Consider the following 19122-nt stretch of genomic DNA (forward strand, 5'->3'; position numbering starts at 1 on the left):
GCTCCGTTACGGAAGCCGCCCAACCCAACGACTCACCCGGACCGCAGCAGCGCCACCCCCGCATCGCGCTCGAACAGATACAACGCCAGCCGCGCCGCCGTTCCGCGCGCGCCGCTCAGGCCACCGTCGCGGTCGATCAGCAGCCGCGCATCGTCCGCCGCGACCGGCAGCAGCTCGGTGAGCAACTCGGGCGTCGCGAGCCGGAACCCTTCCTCGCCCGACTGCCGCGTGCCGAGCAGCTCGCCGCTGCCGCGCAACCGCAGATCCTCCTCGGCGATGCGGAAGCCGTCGTTGGTCTCGCGCATCAGTGCCAGCCGCGCGCGTGCGGTCTCGCCGAGCGCACCGCTGCGCACCAGCAGGCAATTGGACTTGCCGGTGCCGCGGCCGACCCGCCCGCGAAGCTGGTGCAACTGCGCGAGGCCGAAGCGGTCGGCATGTTCGATCACGATCAGCGTCGCGTTGGGCACGTCGACCCCGACCTCGATCACGGTGGTCGCCACCAGCACGCCCAGGTCGGCGGCGGAAAAGCGCGCCATCACCGCGTCCTTCTCCGGCCCCTTCATGCGGCCGTGGACGAGGCCGACCCGCTCGCCGAACCGCGCCTTCAACATCTCGGCACGATCCTCGGCGGCGGCGAGGTCGCTCTTTTCGCTCTCCTCGACCAGCGGGCACACCCAATAGGCCTGCCCGCCCTCGGCCATGTGCCGGCCGAGCGCCTCGACCACATCCGCGAGCCGATCCTGCGAGATCACGCTGGTCTGGATCGGCTGGCGGCCGGGCGGCATCTCGTCGAGCCGGCTCACGTCCATTTCGCCGTAATTGGCGAGCGTCAGCGTGCGCGGGATCGGCGTCGCGGTCATCGCCAGCAGGTGCGGCGCGGTGGTCGCCTTGGCCTGCAACATCATGCGCTGTGCCACGCCGAAGCGGTGCTGCTCGTCCACCACCACCAGCCCGAGGTCGCGATAGGTCACGCCCTGCTGAAATATCGCATGCGTGCCGATCAGGATATGGATGCTGCCGTCCGCCAGCCCCATCAAGGTTGCCTCGCGTGCACGCCCCTTGTCACGCCCGGTCAGCACCGCGATCTCGATCGGCAGCCCCGCGAACAGCCGGCGCAGCGATTCGAGATGCTGGCGCGCAAGGATCTCGGTCGGCGCGAGCAACGCCGCCTGCGCCCCCGCCTCGACCGCGATCAGCATCGCCAACGCCGCGACCAAGGTCTTGCCCGCGCCGACATCGCCCTGCAGCAGCCGCAGCATCGGTTGTCCTTGCGCAAGATCGCCCTCGATCTCCGCCACCGTGCGCGCCTGCGCGCCGGTCAGCGCATAGGGCAGCTTGAGCAGCCCACGCAGCCGCCCGTCGCCGGCGAGCGCCCTGCCCCGCCGTGCGCGCGACGATTGCCGCACCAGCATCAGCGCGAGCTGGTTGGCGAACAGCTCGTCATAGGCGAGCCGCGTGCGGGCGATTGCATCGGACGGATCGGCATGCACCCGCGCCAGCGCCTCGCGCCACGCTGGCCAGCGCTTTTGCGCAAGCAGACCCGGCTCGATCCATTCGGGCAGATCGGGCGCACGCTCGATCGCCTGTGCGGTCAGCTGCCCCATCCGCCGCGAGGTGATCCCCTCCGACAGCGGATAGATCGCCTCGCGCCCGCCCGGCTCTGCCTCCTCGGGCGGCAGGACGTAATCGGGGTGGACGATCTGCAAATCCTGCCCGTACATCTCGAGCTTGCCCGACACCCGGCGCGGCTCGCCGATCGGCAGCAGCTTCTTCGCCCAGCCGGGGTGGCCGCCGAAATAGAGCAGGCTGACCATGTTGCCCGCAGCATCGCTCGCCTGCACGCGCGTCGGCCCGCGCCCGTTGCCCGATCGGATCTCACGCGGGGTCAGCGTGATCGCGATGGTGCGCCCGGCATCGGCCATGTCGAGTTCGTCGCGCGCGAGGCGATCGACGTAGCCGGTGGGCAGATGGAAGGCGACATCGGCAATGCGCGCGAGGCCGAGTCGCTCCAGCGGCTTGGCGAGCGCGGGGCCGATGCCCTTCAGCGCCGTGACTTCGGCGAACAATGGATTGAGGATATCGGGGCGCATGACTATCTGGGGTGTGCCTTACCCCCAGCCGACGCGCACCGCCAGCGCCCGTCGGCCAATCCCCGTTGGAGCGACATGGACCGCGAAACCCGCCTCAAGCGCCTGCACTTCCGCGCGCACCACCGCGGCACCAAGGAAGCCGATCTGCTGATCGGCGGCTTTTTCGACGCGCGCGGCCGCGATTGGGACGAGGCGGAGATGACGCTGTTCGAGGAACTGCTGGAGGAGCAGGACGTCGACATCATGGCCTGGGCGATCGGCATCGAGCCGGTGCCGGAACGCTATGCCGGATCGATCATGCAGGCCATGCATTTGCTCAACTACGTGCCGGTGGCGCGCTGAACCTCTCGTTCCCCGCCCGGCGGGGAAGCGGCAAGCAGAAGAACCCATGCCCGATCTGAAAACCATCCTTGCCGCCAAGGCGCCGCTCACGCTTGCCGGCGTCCCGAACGGGTTCGCACCGTGGCTGCTCGCCGATCTCGCGCGCGCCGCGCCCAGCCGCGCGGTGTATATCGCGCCCGACGAGGCGGCGATGCGAGCGGTCGCGGCGACCGCGCCGGTGTTCGCGCCCGATCTTGAAGTGCTGATGTTCCCGGCGTGGGACTGCCTGCCCTATGATCGCGCCTCGCCGACGCTGCGTGTCATGGCCCAGCGAATGGCGACGCTGCACCGCCTGCAAGCTACCCCCAACACGCCGCAACTGCTCGTCACCACCGCCAACGCGGTCGCGCAACGCACGCTCACGCCGTTCCGCATCCGCCAGTTGGTCGCCAGGCTCGCGCCGGGCGAGCGGATCGGGCGCGACAAGCTGGCCGTGCTGCTTCAGGCCAATGGCTACGTCCGCGTCGAGACCGTCGCCGATTCGGGCGAGTTCGCGGTGCGCGGCGGCTTGGTCGATCTGTTCCCGAGCGGCGCCGAACAGGCGCTGCGGCTCGACTTCTTCGGCGACGAGATCGAATCGGTCCGCACCTTCGATCCCGCCGACCAGCGCACCACCGGCCGCATCGACGGCTTCACGCTGTTGCCCGCCTCCGAGACGCTGCTCGACGAGGACAGCATCAAGCGCTTCCGCAGCCGCTACCGGGAACGCTTCGGCGCGACCGCGACCGGCGATCCGCTCTATCAGGCGATCAGCGACGGGCGGCGGCTCGCCGGCATGGAGCATTGGCTGCCGCTGTTCGAGGACAAGCTGGTCAGCCTGTTCGATCACATCGGCGGCGACGCGGTGGTGGTGCGTGAGGCTGGCGTCGAAGCGGCGGCCGAGCAGCGCTTCGAGGCGATCAACGACTATCACGCCAACCGCGTGCGCGCGCTGAGCAACGAACCCGGCAGCTACCGTCCGCTCCCACCCGGTGCGCTGTACCTGATGCAGAAGGAGTTCGCCGAGGCGCTCGCCACCGCCCGCGCGCACCTTTCGACGCCCTTCCACGAACCCGAGAGCGCGACCGTGCTCGACTTCCAGGTCGACGGCCCGCGCGATTTCGCGCCCGACCGGGTGAGCGGCGCCAACGTCTATGAGGCGGTGGTCGAGCATATCGCAACCTTGCGCAAACAGGGCCGCAAGCCCGTGCTCGCCAGTTATTCGGGCGGTTCGCGCGAGCGGCTGGCGACGTTGCTGGCCGACCATGGGCTCAAGGCCGCCACCAAGGTCGCGACCTGGCAGGAAGCGCTCGGCAAGGCCGACAGCGGTGTCGCTTTGATGGTGCTGCCGCTCGACCACGGTTTCACCACCCCCGACGTCGCGCTGCTGACCGAGCAGGACATGCTCGGCGACCGGCTGGTGCGCCGCACCAAGCGCAAGAAATCCGCCGACGCCTTCCTCGCCGAACTGGCGATGCTGACGCCGGGCGATCTCGTCGTCCATGTCGACCACGGCATCGGCCGCTACGAGGGGCTGACCTCGATCCCCGTCGGCAAGAGCCCGCACGATTGCGTCGCGCTGAGCTACGCGGGCGGCGACAAGCTGTTCGTGCCGGTCGAGAATATCGACGTGCTGTCGCGCTACGGTTCGGATGCGGAGGGCGCGAGCCTCGACAAGCTCGGCGGCGAGGCGTGGCAGCGCCGCAAGAGCCGCATGAAGGAGCGCATCCGCGAGATCGCCGGCGAGCTGATCGCCACGGCGGCCGAACGCGCGCTCCGCCCCGCCGACGTGATCGAGGCGGAAAGCGGCTATACCGAATTCGTCGATCGCTTCCCCTATGAGGAAACCGAGGATCAGGACCGCGCGATCGGCGATGTGCTGGAAGACCTCGCCAAGGGCACGCCGATGGACCGGCTCGTCGTCGGCGATGTCGGCTTCGGCAAGACCGAGGTCGCGCTGCGCGGCGCGTTCGCCGCCGCGATGGCGGGCAAGCAGGTCGCGGTGGTGTGCCCGACGACGTTGCTCGCGCGCCAGCATTTCAACAATTTCGCCAGCCGCTTCGAAGGCTTCCCGATCAAGGTCGGCCGTCTGTCGCGCCTCGTCACCGCCGCCGAGATGAAGGCGACGAAGTCAGGCCTCGCCGACGGTACGGTCGACGTAGTGGTCGGCACGCACGCGATCCTCGCCAAGGGGATCGAGTTCAAGCGGCTCGGCCTCGTCATCGTCGATGAGGAACAGCGCTTCGGCGTCACCCACAAGGAGCGGCTCAAGGCGCTCAAGTCCGACGTTCACGTCCTCACCCTCACCGCCACGCCGATCCCGCGCACGCTGCAAATGGCGATGTCGGGCCTGCGCGAACTGTCGGTGATCCAGACCCCGCCGGTCGACCGGCTCGCGGTGCGCACCTATGTGATGCCGTGGGATCCGATGGTGCTGCGCGAGGCGCTCTTACGCGAACATTATCGCGGCGGGCAGAGCTTCTTCGTGACGCCGCGCATCGCCGATCTGCCCGAGATCGAGGAGTTCCTGCGCGAAGGCGTGCCCGAGATTCGTTTCGTGGTCGCTCACGGCCAGATGTCGCCAACCGAGGTCGAGGAGCGCATGTCCGCCTTCTACGACAAAAAGTTCGAGGTGCTGGTCTCCACCACCATCGTCGAAAGTGGGCTCGACATTCCGAGCGCCAACACGATGATCCTGCACCGCGCCGACCGCTTCGGCCTCGCCCAGCTCTACCAGCTTCGCGGCCGCGTCGGGCGCGGCAAGACTCGCGCCTATGCCTATCTCACCACGCCTGCCGACCGGATCATGACCGAGACCGCGGAGAAGCGCCTGAAGGTGCTGAGCGATCTCGACAGCCTCGGCGGTGGCTTCCAGCTTGCCAGCCACGATCTCGACCAGCGCGGCGCGGGCAATCTGCTCGGCGACGAACAGTCGGGGCATATCAAGGAGGTCGGCTACGAGCTCTACCAGGCGATGCTGGAGGAGGCGATCATGGAGGCCAAGGCCGGCGGCGCGCGCATCCGGCCCAAGGACTTCTCGCCGCAGATCACCGTAGATGCGCCGATCCTGATCCCCGAGGATTACGTGCCCGATCTCGACCTGCGCATGGGCCTGTACCGCCGCCTCAACGACCTCGAGGACACGGTCGAGGTCGAGGCGTTCGCCGCCGAGCTGATCGACCGGTTCGGCCCGCTACCCGACCCGACCGAGAATCTGGTCCGCATCATCGAGATCAAGCTGCACGCTAAGAAGGCGTGCGTCGCGAAGATCGACGTCGGTCCGCGCGGCGCGTTGGTGTCGTTCCACGACGACAAGCCGCCCAACGTCGACGGCCTGCTCGCCTGGCTCGCCCGCGTCGGCGACGTGGCGAAGCTGCGCCCCGACAGCAAGCTGGTGGTGACGCGCGCCTGGGGCGACCCGAAGGCGCGGCTCAACGGCGCGCTGCAACTGGCGAAGGGGCTGGCCAAGGCGGCGGGCTGAGCGGCGCTGCCTAGCGCGCGGTCAGCCGCGTCATCGTGACGGTCCGCCGCAGCACGAACCCGAGCCGCTCGTACAATGCGATCGCGCTATGGTTGGTCGCATAAGCGTGCAGGAACGGCGTCTCGCCACGATCGAGGATGCGTTCGGCAACGTGGCAGAGCAGCGCGGCGGCGTAACCGCGCCCGCGATGATCGGGATGCGTGCAGACCCCGCTGACTTCGGTGAAGCCGTCAGGCTTCATCCGCTCGCCCGCCATCGCGACGAGCTGTCCGTCGATCTTCACGCCGAAGAAGTCGCCAAGCTGATGCGTCCGCGTGAAGAACGGCCCCGGCTGAGTCAGCGTGGCAAGCGCCAGCATCGCCGCACCGTCCGCATCGCCAAGCGGCTCGATCACGAACCCGGAGGGCGATCCGCTCTCCAGCCGCGCCGCCACCATCTGAACGCCCGGATCGTTGGACACGACCGCCAGGCCAGACGTCGCGGGTAGCGGGCTGCCGTCGAGGATCGCAACGTCGCCATGCGCAACGACGATGGTGGTGAGATCGACCATATCCGCCGCCGACGCGCTATCGACACCCGCGAACACGCCGTAAGCCGGATCATAGCGGCGCGCGCCGCCCTCGACGATCGCGAAGGCGGCGTGGCGTCCGGTCAGTGCGGACCAGGCGGGACAATCGAGCGGATGAGTGGCGGACATGCCCCTCCTTTAGCGCGCGATCCCGGCTGGCCGCAATTCACGCCCCTGAGCGGAGGCAAGCGCCCTATTCGGCCGCCGCGTCCAGTTCGGCAGGCTCGGGTGCCGCCAGCGCGGGCTGGACATCGCCGTAGCGCGCCAGCGCCTCGACCGGGGGCGCCTCCTCGATCTCCTTGGCGCCTGTGTCGATGTTGAGATCGCGAAATTTGCGCGCCGTCACCAGTGCGCGGCTTTCGAAGCTGCTCACGAACGTGTTGTAATTGTTCACCGCCGAGGTCAGCCCGCCGCCGACCTTGCGCAGATCGCCCGCCGCCTTGGCGAGCCGCTCGTAGAGTTCCTTGCCGAGCGCGCCGATCTCCTGCGCCTGCTTGGCCATCTTCTCCTGCCGCCACACCGCATCGACCGTCCGCGCGATCGCGATCAGGTTGGTCGGAGTCGCCAGCAGCACGCGCTTCTCGAACGCGAAGTCCCACAAGGTGGGATCGAATTCGAGCGCGGCGGACAGGAAATGCTCCCCCGGCACGAACATGATGACGTAATCGGGCGCGTCGGCGAACTGGTTCCAATACGCCTTGTTGCCAAGCCCGTTGACGTGCGCGCGCATCGAGGCGGCATGCGCGGCGAGCCCGGTCTTGCGCTCCGCCTCGTCGACCGCGCCGAACGCATCCTGATAAGCATTCAAGGACACCTTGGCGTCGATCACCAGACTGCGCCCGCCCGGCACCTTGACGATCGCGTCGGGGCGCAGCCGCCCGCCCTCGTCGCCGCCAGCGATGCTCACTTCGGTCTGGAAATCGGTGTGTTCGGACAGGCCGCAGGTTTCGAGCACGTTCTTCAACTGCTGCTCGCCCCAGCGCCCGCGTGATTTCGGCGCATTGCGCAGCGAATTGACCAGCTTGGCCGCCTCGCTCGACACCTTCTCCTGCCCTGCGCGCAGGCCTTCGAGCTGCCCCTTCAACTGATCGAACGCGCTCAGCCGCTCGGCCTCGACCTTGGTCACCGTCTCCTCGTAGCGGAGCAGGCGATCGCTGACCGGCTGGAGCATCGACTTGAGGTTCTGCCCCGCCGTTTCCTCCGACTGGCGGAAACGCGCGTCGGCACGCTTGAGGAACGCCTCCTGCGCATCGGCGAGCAGCTTGTTCGACACCTCGGCGAACTGCGTCGCGAGCAGATCCTTGGCGTGGAGCAGTTCCGCCACCCGCGTCTCATGCGCCTCGCGCACCAGCTTCAGCCGCGCGTCGTCGGCATCGCGCATCTCGTCGAGCCGCTTCTCGAACGCCGCCGCATGGGTGCGAAGCTCGGTATTCTCCAGCCGAACCCGGTCGCGCTCCTCGCGCATCTCCGACAGATCGGCGCGTGCCTCGGCAAGTTCCTCGCGCAGGCCGAACGCCGCACGGGCGCGCTCCTCCGCGCCAGCGAGATCGACGATCGCACGCTTGAAATCCGCCTCGCGCGCATCGCGCTCGGCCTGCATGGCAACGACACCGCGCTGCCCGAGGAACCACCCCAGAGCGAGGCCGCCAAGCAACGCGAGAATCACGACGATACCGAACATCAGGTCCAAACGCTTGCTCCCCCGGAACGAAGCGCGAACCTACTTCTTCGCGAGGCGACGATCAACCGCCGTGCGACAAGCCGTGCGTCAGGCGGCCTTCCGCGCCTTCGCCAGCTTCTTGAGGATCATGTCGCGCTTGAGCCGCGAGACATGGTCGATGAAGACGATCCCGGCAAGGTGATCCATCTCATGCTGGATACAGGTCGACATCAACCCGTCGAACTCCTCCTCACGGGGCGAGCCGTCGAGGTCGAGCCACGACACGCGGCACCGCGCGGGACGCTCGACATCGGCGTAATTCTCCGGGATCGACAGGCACCCTTCGGCATAGGTGGCGAGGTCGTCGCTCTGCCATTTGATCTCGGGATTGATGAACACGCGCGGCTGGCGGCCGGGGCGCGGCTCGCCGCCTTCCTCAAGCGGCGGCTCGTCTTCCTGAAGGTCGATCACCACGATCGCCTGATCGACCGCGACCTGGATCGAGGCGAGCCCGATCCCCCTCGCATCGTACATCGTGTCGAACATGTCCGAAACGATCTTGCGCACGCCGTCGTCGATCGTTTCGACGGGCTTCGCGATCTTCTTCAGACGCGGATCGGGGACTTCGAGGATTTCCAGAATGGCCATGCCAGCGAGCTAGGAAGCACGCACCGGTTCGTCAAGCCGGCGTGATTACGCAACCGGCCGCCGCGCGCGGAGCGCCTGCGCGAGCGTGCCTTCGTCGAGATAGTCCAGCTCACCCCCGACCGGCAGGCCATGCGCGAGCTGCGTCACACGCACCGGAAAGCGTTCGATCCGCTCGGCGATATAATGCGCGGTGGTCTGCCCCTCGAGCGTGGCGTTCATCGCCAGCACGACCTCGTCCACGCCGCCCGCCTCGATCCGCCGCACGAGGCTGTCGATGCTGAGATCCTCGGGCCGCACCCCCTCCAGCGCCGACAGCCGGCCGCCGAGCACATGGAACCGCCCCGGGAACAGCCGCGATCGATCGAGCGCCCACAGGTCCGCCACCTCCTCGACCACGCACAACGCGCGGGCATCGCGGCGCGGGTCGGCGCAGATCGCGCACGGATCGGTGGTGTCGACATTGCCGCAGATGTGGCAGTCGGTCAGCCGCGCCTCCACCGCCGTCAGCGCGGCGAGCAGCGGGCCGAGCGCACCCTCGCGCTTCTTGAGCAGATGCAGCACCGCGCGCCGCGCCGAGCGCGGTCCGAGCCCCGGCAGGCGGGAGAGCGCCTGCGTGAGCGCGTCGATTTCGGGAGAGGCCATCGCGGAACAGATAGGGGGTTGCGGTGCCCCCCGACAAGCGGCCAGAGGCGTCCGCATGCGGATCATTTTCATGGGAACCCCCGAATTCTCGGTGCCGGTGCTGCGCGCGCTGGTCGATGCGGGGCATCAGGTGGTGGCGGTCTATAGCCAGCCGCCGCGCCGCGCCGGGCGCGGCAAGGCCTTGACGCCGACGCCGGTTGCGACGGCGGCGCAGGCGCTCGGCATCGACGTGCGCACGCCCGCGACGCTGCGCGATGCCGAGGCGCAGGCGGCGTTCGCGGCTTTGGACGCGGATGTGGCGGTGGTCGCCGCCTATGGCCTGATCCTGCCGCGCGCGGTGCTCGATGCGCCGCGTTTGGGGTGTCTCAACGTCCACGCCTCGCTGCTGCCGCGCTGGCGTGGTGCCGCGCCGATCCAGCGCGCGATCCTGGCGGGCGATGCCGAGACCGGCGTCGGCATCATGCAGATGGAGGCCGGGCTCGATACCGGCCCGGTGCGGCTGGAAGGGCGCACGGCGGTGGCGGGCAAGACCGCAGGCGCGCTGACCGACGAACTGAGCGCGATGGGCGCGCGGCTGATGATCGAGGTGCTGGCCGACCCCGACGCCTTTCCGCCCATGCCGCAGCCCGAGGACGGCATCACCTACGCCGCCAAGATCGACAAGGCCGAGGCGCGGATCGACTGGTGCGCGCCCGCCGAACAGGTCGAGCGGCAGGTGCGCGCGTTCAACCCGGTGCCGGGCGCGTGGTTCGAGGTGGCGGGTGAACGGATCCAGCTGCTCGCGTGCCAAATTCGTCATCCCGGCGAAAGCCGGGATCTTTCGGGGGAAGCCACAGCGACAGCCGCGCAAGACCCCAGCGTTCGCTGGGGTGACGGTGTGGTGCTGGACGACGCGCTCACCATCGCCTGCGGCGACGGCGCGATCCGGGCGACGCTGCTCCAGCGCGCCGGGCGTGGCGCCATGACGGCAGGCGAACTGCTGCGCGGCTTCCCGATCGCAGCCGGGACACAGCTATGACCTCTCTCCGTCGCCCCGGCGCAGGCCGGGGCCGCTGCGTCGGATGCGAGACCGTCGCCACGTTACGAACCGGCCCCAGCCTGCGCCGGCGCGACGTATGACCCGCTTCGCCCTCACGGTAGAGTATGACGGCCGCCCCTTCATAGGCTGGCAGCGCCAGTTGCACGGGCCGAGCGTGCAGGAGGCGATCGAAACCGCCGCGCACGCCATCACCGGCGAAACCGTCGCGGTCCACGCCGCCGGCCGCACCGACGCGGGCGTTCACGCCACGGGCATGCGTGCGCACCTCGATATCGCCCGCGACATCGCACCGTTCCGGCTGATGGAGGCGCTCAACGCCAAGCTGCGCCCGCACCCGGTCGCGATCCTCACCTGCGATGCGGTGGCGGACGACTGGCACGCGCGCTTCTCCTGCGTCGCGCGGCACTACGCCTATCGGATCGTCACCCGCCGCGCGCCGCTGACCTTCGAGACCGGGCTGGCGTGGCGCGTGCCGCAAGCGCTCGACGTTGCGGCGATGGCGGAGGGCGCGCAGCGGCTGGTCGGGCGGCATGACTTCACCACCTTCCGCTCGGCGCATTGTCAGGCGGACAGCCCGCTGCGCACGCTCGACCGGCTTGAGGTGAACGCGAGCGGCGATCGCATCGTCGTATCAGCCTCGGCGCGGTCGTTCCTGCACCATCAGGTGCGCTCGATGGTGGGCTGCCTCGCGCTGGTCGGGCAAGGCAAGTGGACGCCCGACGACGTGGGCGATGCGCTCGAGGCGCGCGACCGCGCCGCTCTCGGGTTCAATGCGCCGCCGGATGGGCTGTACTTCCTGCGCGCGGATTACTGAGGGTCGCCCCGGCGCAGGCCGGGGCCGCTGCCTATGGTGCGAGCGGCTCGCCAAACTACTCAACTGCCCCGGCCTGCGCCGGGGCGACGCTCAGCGGCTCAAACGCGCGGCAAGTTCGACATGCGTTGACCAGCGAAATTGTCCCACCGGCTGCACCCAATCGATCCGATACCCCGCCTGACACAAAATCTCCGCATCGCGCGCGAAGCTGCTGGCATTACAGGAAACATAGGCGATCACCGGCACCTTCGACCCTGCCAGTTGCAGCACCTGTTCCCGCGCGCCCGCACGCGGCGGATCGAGCACCACGCAGCCGAACCGATCACATTCCGCGCTGGTGAGCGGGCGGCGGAACAGGTCGCGGTGGTCGGCGAACACCGTCCGCCCGGCGCGCGCGGCCCCGGCCTTGAGCGACAGGATCGCATCGCGCGCCGCCTCGCCGGCATAGACCTTCCCCGGCAACGACAGCGCGAACGTGCCGAGCCCGGCGAACAGATCGGCAATAACCGTCGCGTCGCCGATCGCCTCACGCACCGCTGCGACCAGCGCCGCCTCACCCTCGCGCGTCGCCTGGAGGAAGGCGGCGGGCGGCATCGGCACGGGCACGCCGCCGAGCGCAATCGTGATCGGCTCGGGCTCCCAGCGCGTTTCCGGGCCGAGGCCGGAGTCGATCGACAGCCGGGCGACACCATTCGCCTGCGCGAACGCGGTGATCGCCTCGGCCGTCGCCAACCCCTCCGCTTCGACGCCCTCGATCAGCAGGTCGATGCCCTGATCCGCTTCGGTGAGGTGCAGCCGGGCGCGCCTCCCCTTCTTCAGCCACAATCCGAGTACTTTCCGCAAAGGTGCGAGAATCGCGAACAATTTCGGCGTGAGTACATGACATTCCGCAAGATCGACGATCGCATGGCTGGCATTCTCGCTGAAGCCGATCCGGAGCCGCCCCTCGCGCAGTTCCGCCTGTAGCGCCGCACGACGCCGGCTGCGCGGCGGCGACAGCAGCGGGGTGCGGATCGGCGCCTCAAGCCCCTGCGCGGCAAGCGCCCCGGCAATCCGGTCCACCACGAACTGCGCATAGGCCGCATCATCCAGGTGCTGAAGCTGACACCCGCCACATGCGGGAAAGTGACGGCATGGCGGCACCTGATGATGCGGCCCGGGCACGACCTCGCCGCTTTCGGTGAGCGTATCGCCCGGTGCGGCGAAGGCGGCGTGGCGGCCGCTTTCGGTCACGCCGTCGCCCCGCGCGGCGACGCGCACGATCGTCTCGCTCATAGCGATGCCCGCACTGCGGCGAGTTCGCGCGCGAGATCGTCGGCGATGAACGCCCCGCCGAGCCGCCGCGCGGCCTCCGAATGCATCCACACGCCCGCCTCGGCCGGCGCCGGCGTGTCCGCCGCCAGCATCGTCGCGATCGTCCCTGCCAGCACGTCGCCGGTGCCGGCGGTCGACAACCACGGGCTCGCACCCATCGCGACGCGCGTGCGGCCATCGGGATAGGCGACCACGGTGTCCGGCCCTTTGAACACCACCACCGCGCCCGATCGCGCCGCCGCCTCGCGCGCGGCGTCGATCTTGCTGCCCGCAGGATCACCGAACAACGCCTTGAACTCGCCCGCATGGGGGGTGAGCACGACCGGCGCGCCGCGCGTCTTGATCCGCGTGAACGCCGCATCGTCGAGCAGGTGAAGTGCATCGCCATCGATCACCAGCGCATGCCCGCAACCGAGCGCCGCATCGAGCTTCGCTGCCGCATACTCGCCCTTGCCGAGCCCCGGCCCGACCACCACGGTCGTCTTGCCAGGCCGCTTTCCCTCCAGCGCCTTGCCGAACGCCTCCGCCGACCAGTCGCGGCGGACCAGCGCGTGTGGCGCGCTCGCACCCGCGCCATCCGCGAACAGCATCACATAGCCTGCGCCCGCGTGCATCGCCGCTTCCGACGCGAGCGCCGCCGCGCCCGGCATCGCACCGCCGATCACGACGACGAACCCGCGCGAGTATTTGTGATCGAACCGGTAGGGTGCGGCGACCCATGGCCGACCGATCGTCCAGTCGCGGCTCGCGTCGCTCACCGGCAGGTCGTACAACCCCAGGCCGATGTCGATCAGCCGCACCGTACCGCAATGTTCGGCAGCCGGTTCAAGCACATGCGCCGGTTTGATCGCGCCCAGTGCGAGCGTGATATCATATTCGACCATGTCCAGCGCCGACCCACCGCTATCGCTCGCCATCCCGCTCGGCAGGTCGATCGCGAACGACAGCCGCGCCGCGCCGACCAACGCGCCAAGCCGGTCGGCAACCGGATGGTCGAGCGCGCGCGATCCCGTGCCGAACAGCGCGTCGACCAGCACCGGCGCGGGCGCACAGTCCGCAAACGCCTCGACCGGACCATTCCAGCCGCCGCGCGCCGCGATCGCAGCATCGGTCTTCGGTTCGGCGAGCGCAGCGACGCGCACGTCCACCCCGGCCGCTTTCAGCACGCGCGCCGCGACATAGCCGTCGCCGCCGTTGTTGCCCGGCCCGCACAGCACCAGCACCGGCGCGTCCGACGCAAGCCGCCGCACCGCCTCCGCCACACCCGCCCCGGCGCGCTCCATCAGTTCGCCGACGCTGACGCCGGTCGCGATGACCCGTCCCTCCGCCGCGCGTGTTGCGTCGGCGGTGAGGATCGGCTGTCCTTCCGGTCGGATCATGAGTGTTTGGCCGCGCCCTTCACGGTCGCCGGCAAGCGATACCGGTCGCCGGCCAGCGCGACTTCGATCCGTCCGGCATCGAGCACCGTCACCACCGCCTTCTCGGCACCATCGGCGGCGATCACGCCGCGACCGTCCTTCGTGACCAACAGGCGGTGGAAAGCGCCGTCCTTGTGGCGCAGCGTCAGCACCAGCCCCTGATCGCTCTCGGTACGATCGACCGTGCAGGCGCGCGTGAACGACGCCGCACCCTTGGGCGCACATTCGATCAGCCCGTCGTCGTCCGCCGCCGCGCGCTGCTGCGCCTCGACGTTGGCGAGCGTCTCGTTGTCGGTATTGCGTTCGCCGCACGCGGCCAGCGCAAGCGCCAGTACGAGCGCGCTAGATATCCGCATAGACATGCGTTTCAGCCTTTGCCCCGGGGTGCGTCACCGCGCCCTTATAGGCAGGACCGACCGTCTGCGCATAGCGCCACAACACGCCCGCCTGATAATCGTTGGTCCGCGCCGTCCACGTCGCCTTGCGCGCGGCCAGCACCTCGTCAGCGACGAGCAGGTCGATCGTGCCGGTCTCCGCGTCGATGCGGATCGTGTCGCCATCCTCGACCAGCGCGATCGGGCCGCCCTCGGCCGCTTCCGGGCCGACATGGCCGATGCAGAAGCCGCGCGTGCCGCCCGAGAAGCGCCCGTCGGTGATGAGCGCGACCTTCTCGCCCATGCCGAGCCCGTAGAGCGCTGCGGTGGTGGAGAGCATCTCGCGCATGCCGGGGCCGCCCTTGGGGCCTTCGTAGCGGATCACGATGACCTCGCCCTCGTTGATCGCGCGCGCTTCGACGGCGGCGAAGGCGTCCTCCTCGCGGTCGAAACAGCGCGCCGGGCCTTCGAACACGAGGCGATGCATGCCCGCCACCTTTACGATCGCGCCATCGGGCGCGAGGCTGCCGCGCAGGCCCACGACGCCACCAGTCGGCGTGATCGGCGTGGCGATGTCGTAGATGACCTTCTGGTCGGGGTTCCACGTCACCTGGTCGATGTTCTCGCCGAGCGTCTTGCCGGTGACGGTGATGCAATTGCCGTCGAGGAAGCCGCCGGCCAGCATCGTTTTCATCAGCATATAGACGCCGCCCGCCTCGTACATGTCCTTGGCGACGTACTTACCGCCCGGTTTGAGATCGGCGATGTAAGGCGTTGATTTGAAAGCCTCGGCGACGTCGAACAGATCGAAGTCGATGCCCGCCTCGTTCGCCATCGCCGGCAAGTGGAGCGCAGCGTTGGTGGAGCCGCCGGTCGCCGCGACCACGCGGGCGGCGTTGACGAACGCCTCGCGCGTGCAAATGTCGCGCGGGCGGAGGTTGCGGGCGATCAGTTCCATCACCTGCGCGCCGGCCGCAACCGCGATCTGTTCGCGCGTGGTGTACGGTGCCGGCACCATGTTGCTGTTCGGCAACGACAATCCGATCGCCTCGCCAACGCAGGCCATCGTGTTGGCGGTGAACTGGCCGCCGCACGCGCCGTGGCCGGGGCACGCGACCTTCTCAAGTTCGTGGACCTCCGACAGCGGGCACGCGCCGGCGGCATATTTGCCGACCGCCTCGAACACGTCGACCACGGTTACGTCGCGATCGTGGAAGCGGCCGGGCAGGATCGAGCCGCCATAGACGAAGATCGACGGCACGTTGAGCCGCAGCATCGCCATCATCATGCCGGGCAGCGACTTGTCGCACCCTGCGAAGCCGACCAGCGCGTCGTAGCAATGGCCGCGCACCGACAGCTCGACCGAATCGGCGATCACCTCGCGGCTGACCAGCGAGGACTTCATGCCCTGATGGCCCATCGCGATACCGTCGGTGACGGTGATGGTGTTGAACCGGCGCGGCATCCCACCCCCTGCGATCACGCCGCGCTGCGCGGCATCGGCCTGGCCGTCGAGCGTGGTGTTGCACGGAGCGCTGTTGTTGCCCGCGCTCGCCAGCGCCACGAACGGCTTGGCAATGTCCTCCTCGGGAATGCCCATCGCGTAATAATAGCTGCGATGCGGAGCGCGTTCGGGACCGACCGAGACATGGCGACTCGGCAGACGGGATTTGTCGAAAACATGGGTCATGATGCGCGCCCTATGTCGCGAGACGCCCTGTTGACGCAAGTCTGTTGCGCACATGAGTCGCGTTTTGGCGGCGAGAGGCGGTGAAATCTCTTCCACCGCCTCCCACCAAGAATGGCGCGCGGGAGCCCCGAGGACCATCGGCGGGCGCGGCGCGGCTGGCGGCGGACCCGTTCTGCCCTTGCGGAGCAAGCGCGATGCCAACGGCGGTTTTGCGTGGTTCCTGCGTCGCGTGGATGGCACCTCGTGCCACCATGGGACAGCGAAGTGTCACGACAGTCGCGATTCGAGACACCACCATGTCGGCTGTGCGGCGCGTACCGTGTCGGCGGCAGCGATGCGCGCATCCCCCGTTTCATACAACGCAAAGCAGGTCGCGCCTGATCCGGACATGCGCGCGAGCAGCGGACCGGTCTTTTCGAGCAGGTCGATCACGTCGCCGATAGCGGGAGCGATCGAGCGGGCCGGCGCTTCGAGATCGTTGCGCCCTGCCAGCGCGCGATCAAGCGTCGCGCCGGCGCCGATCGGCCCGCGATCCACAGTGTCCCAAGCCTTGAACACCGGCCCGGTCGATACGGCGATGCCGGGGTTCACCAGCAGCACGGGGACCGCGCCAAGATCGCCAAGCGGCTCGAGCTTCTCGCCGCGTCCGGTGCCGAGCGCAGGCGCGCCGAGCAGGCAGGCCGGTACGTCCGAGCCGAGCGCGTCCGCCACCGCGAACAAACGCGGATCATCGAGCGCGACGTCATGATGCCGGGCCAGCACGCGCAACGCGGCGGCGGCGTCCGCCGATCCGCCGCCAATGCCCGAGGCGACCGGCAGCCGCTTGTCGAGTATCCATGCGCCCTCCGTGGACACGTCGAACGCCTCGGCGAAAGCGCGTGCCGCGCGCAGGACGAGGTTGTCGCCCTCCCCCGCGAGCGCTGCGGCGAACGGACCCTCGATCGTGAAGGCGGGCGCGCCGGGGGTGAAGCGGAGTTCGTCGCCATCCTGAAGGAAGGCGAACAGCGTTTCGAGCTCGTGATAGCCGTCCGCCCGCCGCGCGCGGACGTGGAGCGCGAGATTGATCTTGGCGGGGGCGGTTTCGACGATCACTTTGGCATTCTCTCTTCGTCACCCCGGCCTGGTGCCGGAATCCACCGTTCCGCACGGCTACCGGCTCGTGCTCTTGCGGCAGGGCGGATGCCGGAACAAGTCCGGCATGACGTTTTGTGAATCGAGTGCCGCAGCGAACGATTGGACAGATGAACAAGCCCCGGCGCGGCGAAGCCGCGCCGTCGGTCGGCGCTGTAGCGCCGCCGGCCGGACGCGCCTCGAGGCGTGGCGCAGCTATGCTGCGCCTTGCCCGGCGCGTCACATATTCGGATAGTTCGGCCCGCCGCCGCCTTCGGGCACCACCCAGTTGATGTTCTGGGTCGGATCCTTGATGTCGCAGGTCTTGCAGTGGACGCAGTTCTGCGCGTTGATGACGAACTTGGGATCGCCCTCCGCCTCACCGACAATCTCGTACACGCCCGCCGGGCAGTAGCGCTGCGCCGGTTCGTCGAACATCGGCAGGTCGTATTCGACCGGCACGTTCGGGTCGCGCAACGTCAGGTGGACCGGCTGATCCTCCTCATGGTTGGTGTTCGACAGGAACACCGAGGAAAGCCGGTCGAACGTCAGCACGCCGTCGGGCTTGGGATAGTCGATCGGCTTGACCTGATCCTTGCGCCACAGGCTCTTGTGGTTGGCGTGGTGCTTCATGGTGAAAGGCATCTTGATGCCCCAGCCTTCCAGCCACATCGTCACGTTGGCGAGCCCCGCGCCGAGCGTCTCGCCGAACTTCTCGACCAGCGGCACGACGTTGCGGACCACCGACAGCTCCTGCTTCACCCAGCTCGCATCGAACGCCTCCGGGTAGGCGGCGAGTTCATCGTGCTGGCGCTGCGACAGGATCGCGTCGGCCGCAGCTTCCGCCGCCATCATGCCCGACTTCATCGCGGTATGCGTGCCCTTGATGCGCGGCACGTTGAGGAAGCCTGCGCTGTCGCCGATCAGCGCGCCGCCCGGGAACACCAGCTTGGGAAGCGACTGCAACCCGCCATCGCTGATCGCACGCGCGCCGTAGGACACGCGCTTGCCGCCTTTCAGGATCGCCGCGATCTCGGGATGCGTCTTCCAACGCTGCATCTCCTGAAAGGGCGAGAGATATGGATTGGTGTACGACAGCCACGTCACGAAGCCGATCGCGACCTGCCCGCCCGCCTGATGGTACAGGAAGCCGCCGCCGTTCGAGCCCGGCGTCTCCTTCAATGGCCAGCCCTGCGTGTGGATCACGCGGCCGGGGACGTGTTGCTCGGCCGGAATGTCCCACAATTCCTTGATGCCGAGCCCATAGACCTGCGGCTGCGCATCGCGCGCGAGATCGAAGGTGCGGATGATCTCCTTGGAGAGATGCCCGCGCACGCCTTCGGAGAAGAACGTGTATTTGGCATGGAGTTCGAGGCCGGGCGTGTAATCGGGCTTGTGCGTACCGTCGCGCGCGACGCCCATGTCGCCGGTCGCGACGCCGATCACCGTGCCCTTGTCATCGAACAGGATCTCCGCCGCCGCGAAGCCGGGGAAGATCTCGACGCCGAGTTCCTCCGCCTGGGTCGCCAGCCAGCGGCACAGATTGCCGAGGCTGCCGGTATAGGTGCCCTTGTTGTGCATGAAGCCCGGCGTGATGAGATGCGGCACCGCGAACTTGCCGGTCTTCGACAGGATCCAATGCTGGTTATCGGTGACGGGCACCTCGGCGAGCGGGCAGCCCTTCTCCTTCCAGTCGGGGATCAGCTCGTCGAGCGATTTCGGGTCGATCACCGCACCCGAAAGAATATGCGCGCCGACCTCGGAGCCCTTCTCCAGCACGCAGACCGACAGATCGGCCCCGGCCGCGTTCGCGACCTGTTTGAGCCGGATCGCCGCGCTGAGGCCGGCCGGCCCTGCGCCCACGATCACGACGTCATATGGCATCGACTCCCGTTCACTCATCATCTTCTCCAT

The 19122-nt window shown here is 68.6% G+C and carries 15 protein-coding genes; 4 read left to right on the forward strand and 11 right to left on the reverse strand.

Going from position 1 to position 19122, the window contains the following annotated elements; translation table 11 throughout:
- Positions 1-32 precede the first annotated feature (32 nt).
- Positions 33-2090: an ATP-dependent DNA helicase RecG gene (recG, locus tag AC3ANX_RS11850; RefSeq protein WP_488333484.1), complete on the reverse strand. Its 2058-nt coding sequence runs from the start codon at positions 2088-2090 to the stop codon at positions 33-35.
- Positions 2091-2165: 75 nt separating this feature from the next.
- Between recG and AC3ANX_RS11855 the strand changes: the two genes are divergently transcribed.
- Complete coding sequence (locus tag AC3ANX_RS11855) at positions 2166-2432, forward strand: FAD assembly factor SdhE (protein ID WP_488333485.1); 267 nt, start codon at positions 2166-2168, stop codon at positions 2430-2432.
- A gap of 46 nt (positions 2433-2478) precedes the next feature.
- On the forward strand, positions 2479-5931 hold the full coding sequence (gene mfd / locus AC3ANX_RS11860) for a transcription-repair coupling factor (RefSeq protein WP_488333486.1): 3453 nt from the start codon (positions 2479-2481) through the stop codon (positions 5929-5931).
- Positions 5932-5941: 10 nt separating this feature from the next.
- Here the strand turns inward: mfd and AC3ANX_RS11865 are convergent, their stop codons facing one another.
- The 4 genes from AC3ANX_RS11865 to recR form a co-directional block, all read right to left on the reverse strand.
- The gene (locus tag AC3ANX_RS11865) at positions 5942-6628 is read right to left on the reverse strand and encodes a GNAT family N-acetyltransferase (protein ID WP_488333487.1); all 687 of its coding nucleotides are present in this window, start codon (positions 6626-6628) and stop codon (positions 5942-5944) included.
- A gap of 64 nt (positions 6629-6692) precedes the next feature.
- Positions 6693-8180 (reverse strand): DNA recombination protein RmuC, encoded by a 1488-nt coding sequence (locus AC3ANX_RS11870; RefSeq protein ID WP_488336938.1) that lies wholly within the window; start codon positions 8178-8180, stop codon positions 6693-6695.
- Positions 8181-8267: 87 nt separating this feature from the next.
- Positions 8268-8807 carry a peptide deformylase gene (gene def, locus AC3ANX_RS11875; RefSeq protein ID WP_488333488.1) on the reverse strand — a complete coding sequence of 180 codons (540 nt, stop codon included), beginning with the start codon at positions 8805-8807 and terminating at the stop codon, positions 8268-8270.
- 45 nt (positions 8808-8852) lie between these two features.
- Positions 8853-9449: a recombination mediator RecR gene (gene recR / locus AC3ANX_RS11880; RefSeq protein WP_488333489.1), complete on the reverse strand. Its 597-nt coding sequence runs from the start codon at positions 9447-9449 to the stop codon at positions 8853-8855.
- A 55-nt stretch (positions 9450-9504) separates the two neighbouring features.
- Here recR and fmt point away from each other — a divergent pair, with 55 nt between their 5' ends.
- Together fmt and truA are read left to right on the forward strand one after the other, a co-directional pair.
- Complete coding sequence (gene fmt / locus AC3ANX_RS11885) at positions 9505-10467, forward strand: methionyl-tRNA formyltransferase (protein ID WP_488333490.1); 963 nt, start codon at positions 9505-9507, stop codon at positions 10465-10467.
- Between the two features lie 97 nt (positions 10468-10564).
- Positions 10565-11302 (forward strand): tRNA pseudouridine(38-40) synthase TruA, encoded by a 738-nt coding sequence (gene truA, locus AC3ANX_RS11890; RefSeq protein WP_488333491.1) that lies wholly within the window; start codon positions 10565-10567, stop codon positions 11300-11302.
- A gap of 90 nt (positions 11303-11392) precedes the next feature.
- On the opposite strand, the gene AC3ANX_RS11895 is transcribed toward truA, so the two are convergent.
- The 6 genes from AC3ANX_RS11895 to AC3ANX_RS11920 form a co-directional block, all read right to left on the reverse strand.
- Positions 11393-12577, reverse strand: coding sequence for a class I SAM-dependent RNA methyltransferase (locus tag AC3ANX_RS11895; RefSeq protein ID WP_488333492.1), 1185 nt, complete (start codon positions 12575-12577; stop codon positions 11393-11395).
- Positions 12574-13995 carry an NAD(P)H-hydrate dehydratase gene (locus tag AC3ANX_RS11900; protein ID WP_488333493.1) on the reverse strand — a complete coding sequence of 474 codons (1422 nt, stop codon included), beginning with the start codon at positions 13993-13995 and terminating at the stop codon, positions 12574-12576. The genes AC3ANX_RS11895 and AC3ANX_RS11900 overlap by 4 nt, the downstream gene beginning before the upstream one ends.
- Positions 13992-14390: a hypothetical protein gene (locus AC3ANX_RS11905; RefSeq protein WP_488333494.1), complete on the reverse strand. Its 399-nt coding sequence runs from the start codon at positions 14388-14390 to the stop codon at positions 13992-13994. The genes AC3ANX_RS11900 and AC3ANX_RS11905 overlap by 4 nt, the downstream gene beginning before the upstream one ends.
- Positions 14377-16098 carry a dihydroxy-acid dehydratase gene (gene ilvD, locus AC3ANX_RS11910; protein ID WP_488333495.1) on the reverse strand — a complete coding sequence of 574 codons (1722 nt, stop codon included), beginning with the start codon at positions 16096-16098 and terminating at the stop codon, positions 14377-14379. The genes AC3ANX_RS11905 and ilvD overlap by 14 nt, the downstream gene beginning before the upstream one ends.
- Before the next feature lie 267 nt (positions 16099-16365).
- The gene (locus AC3ANX_RS11915) at positions 16366-17190 is read right to left on the reverse strand and encodes a 4-(cytidine 5'-diphospho)-2-C-methyl-D-erythritol kinase (protein ID WP_488333496.1); all 825 of its coding nucleotides are present in this window, start codon (positions 17188-17190) and stop codon (positions 16366-16368) included.
- 258 nt (positions 17191-17448) lie between these two features.
- Positions 17449-19110 (reverse strand): electron transfer flavoprotein-ubiquinone oxidoreductase, encoded by a 1662-nt coding sequence (locus tag AC3ANX_RS11920; protein WP_488333497.1) that lies wholly within the window; start codon positions 19108-19110, stop codon positions 17449-17451.
- Positions 19111-19122 lie beyond the last annotated feature (12 nt).

It is taken from the genome of Sphingomonas sp. BRN-1R (genome assembly GCF_057748035.1).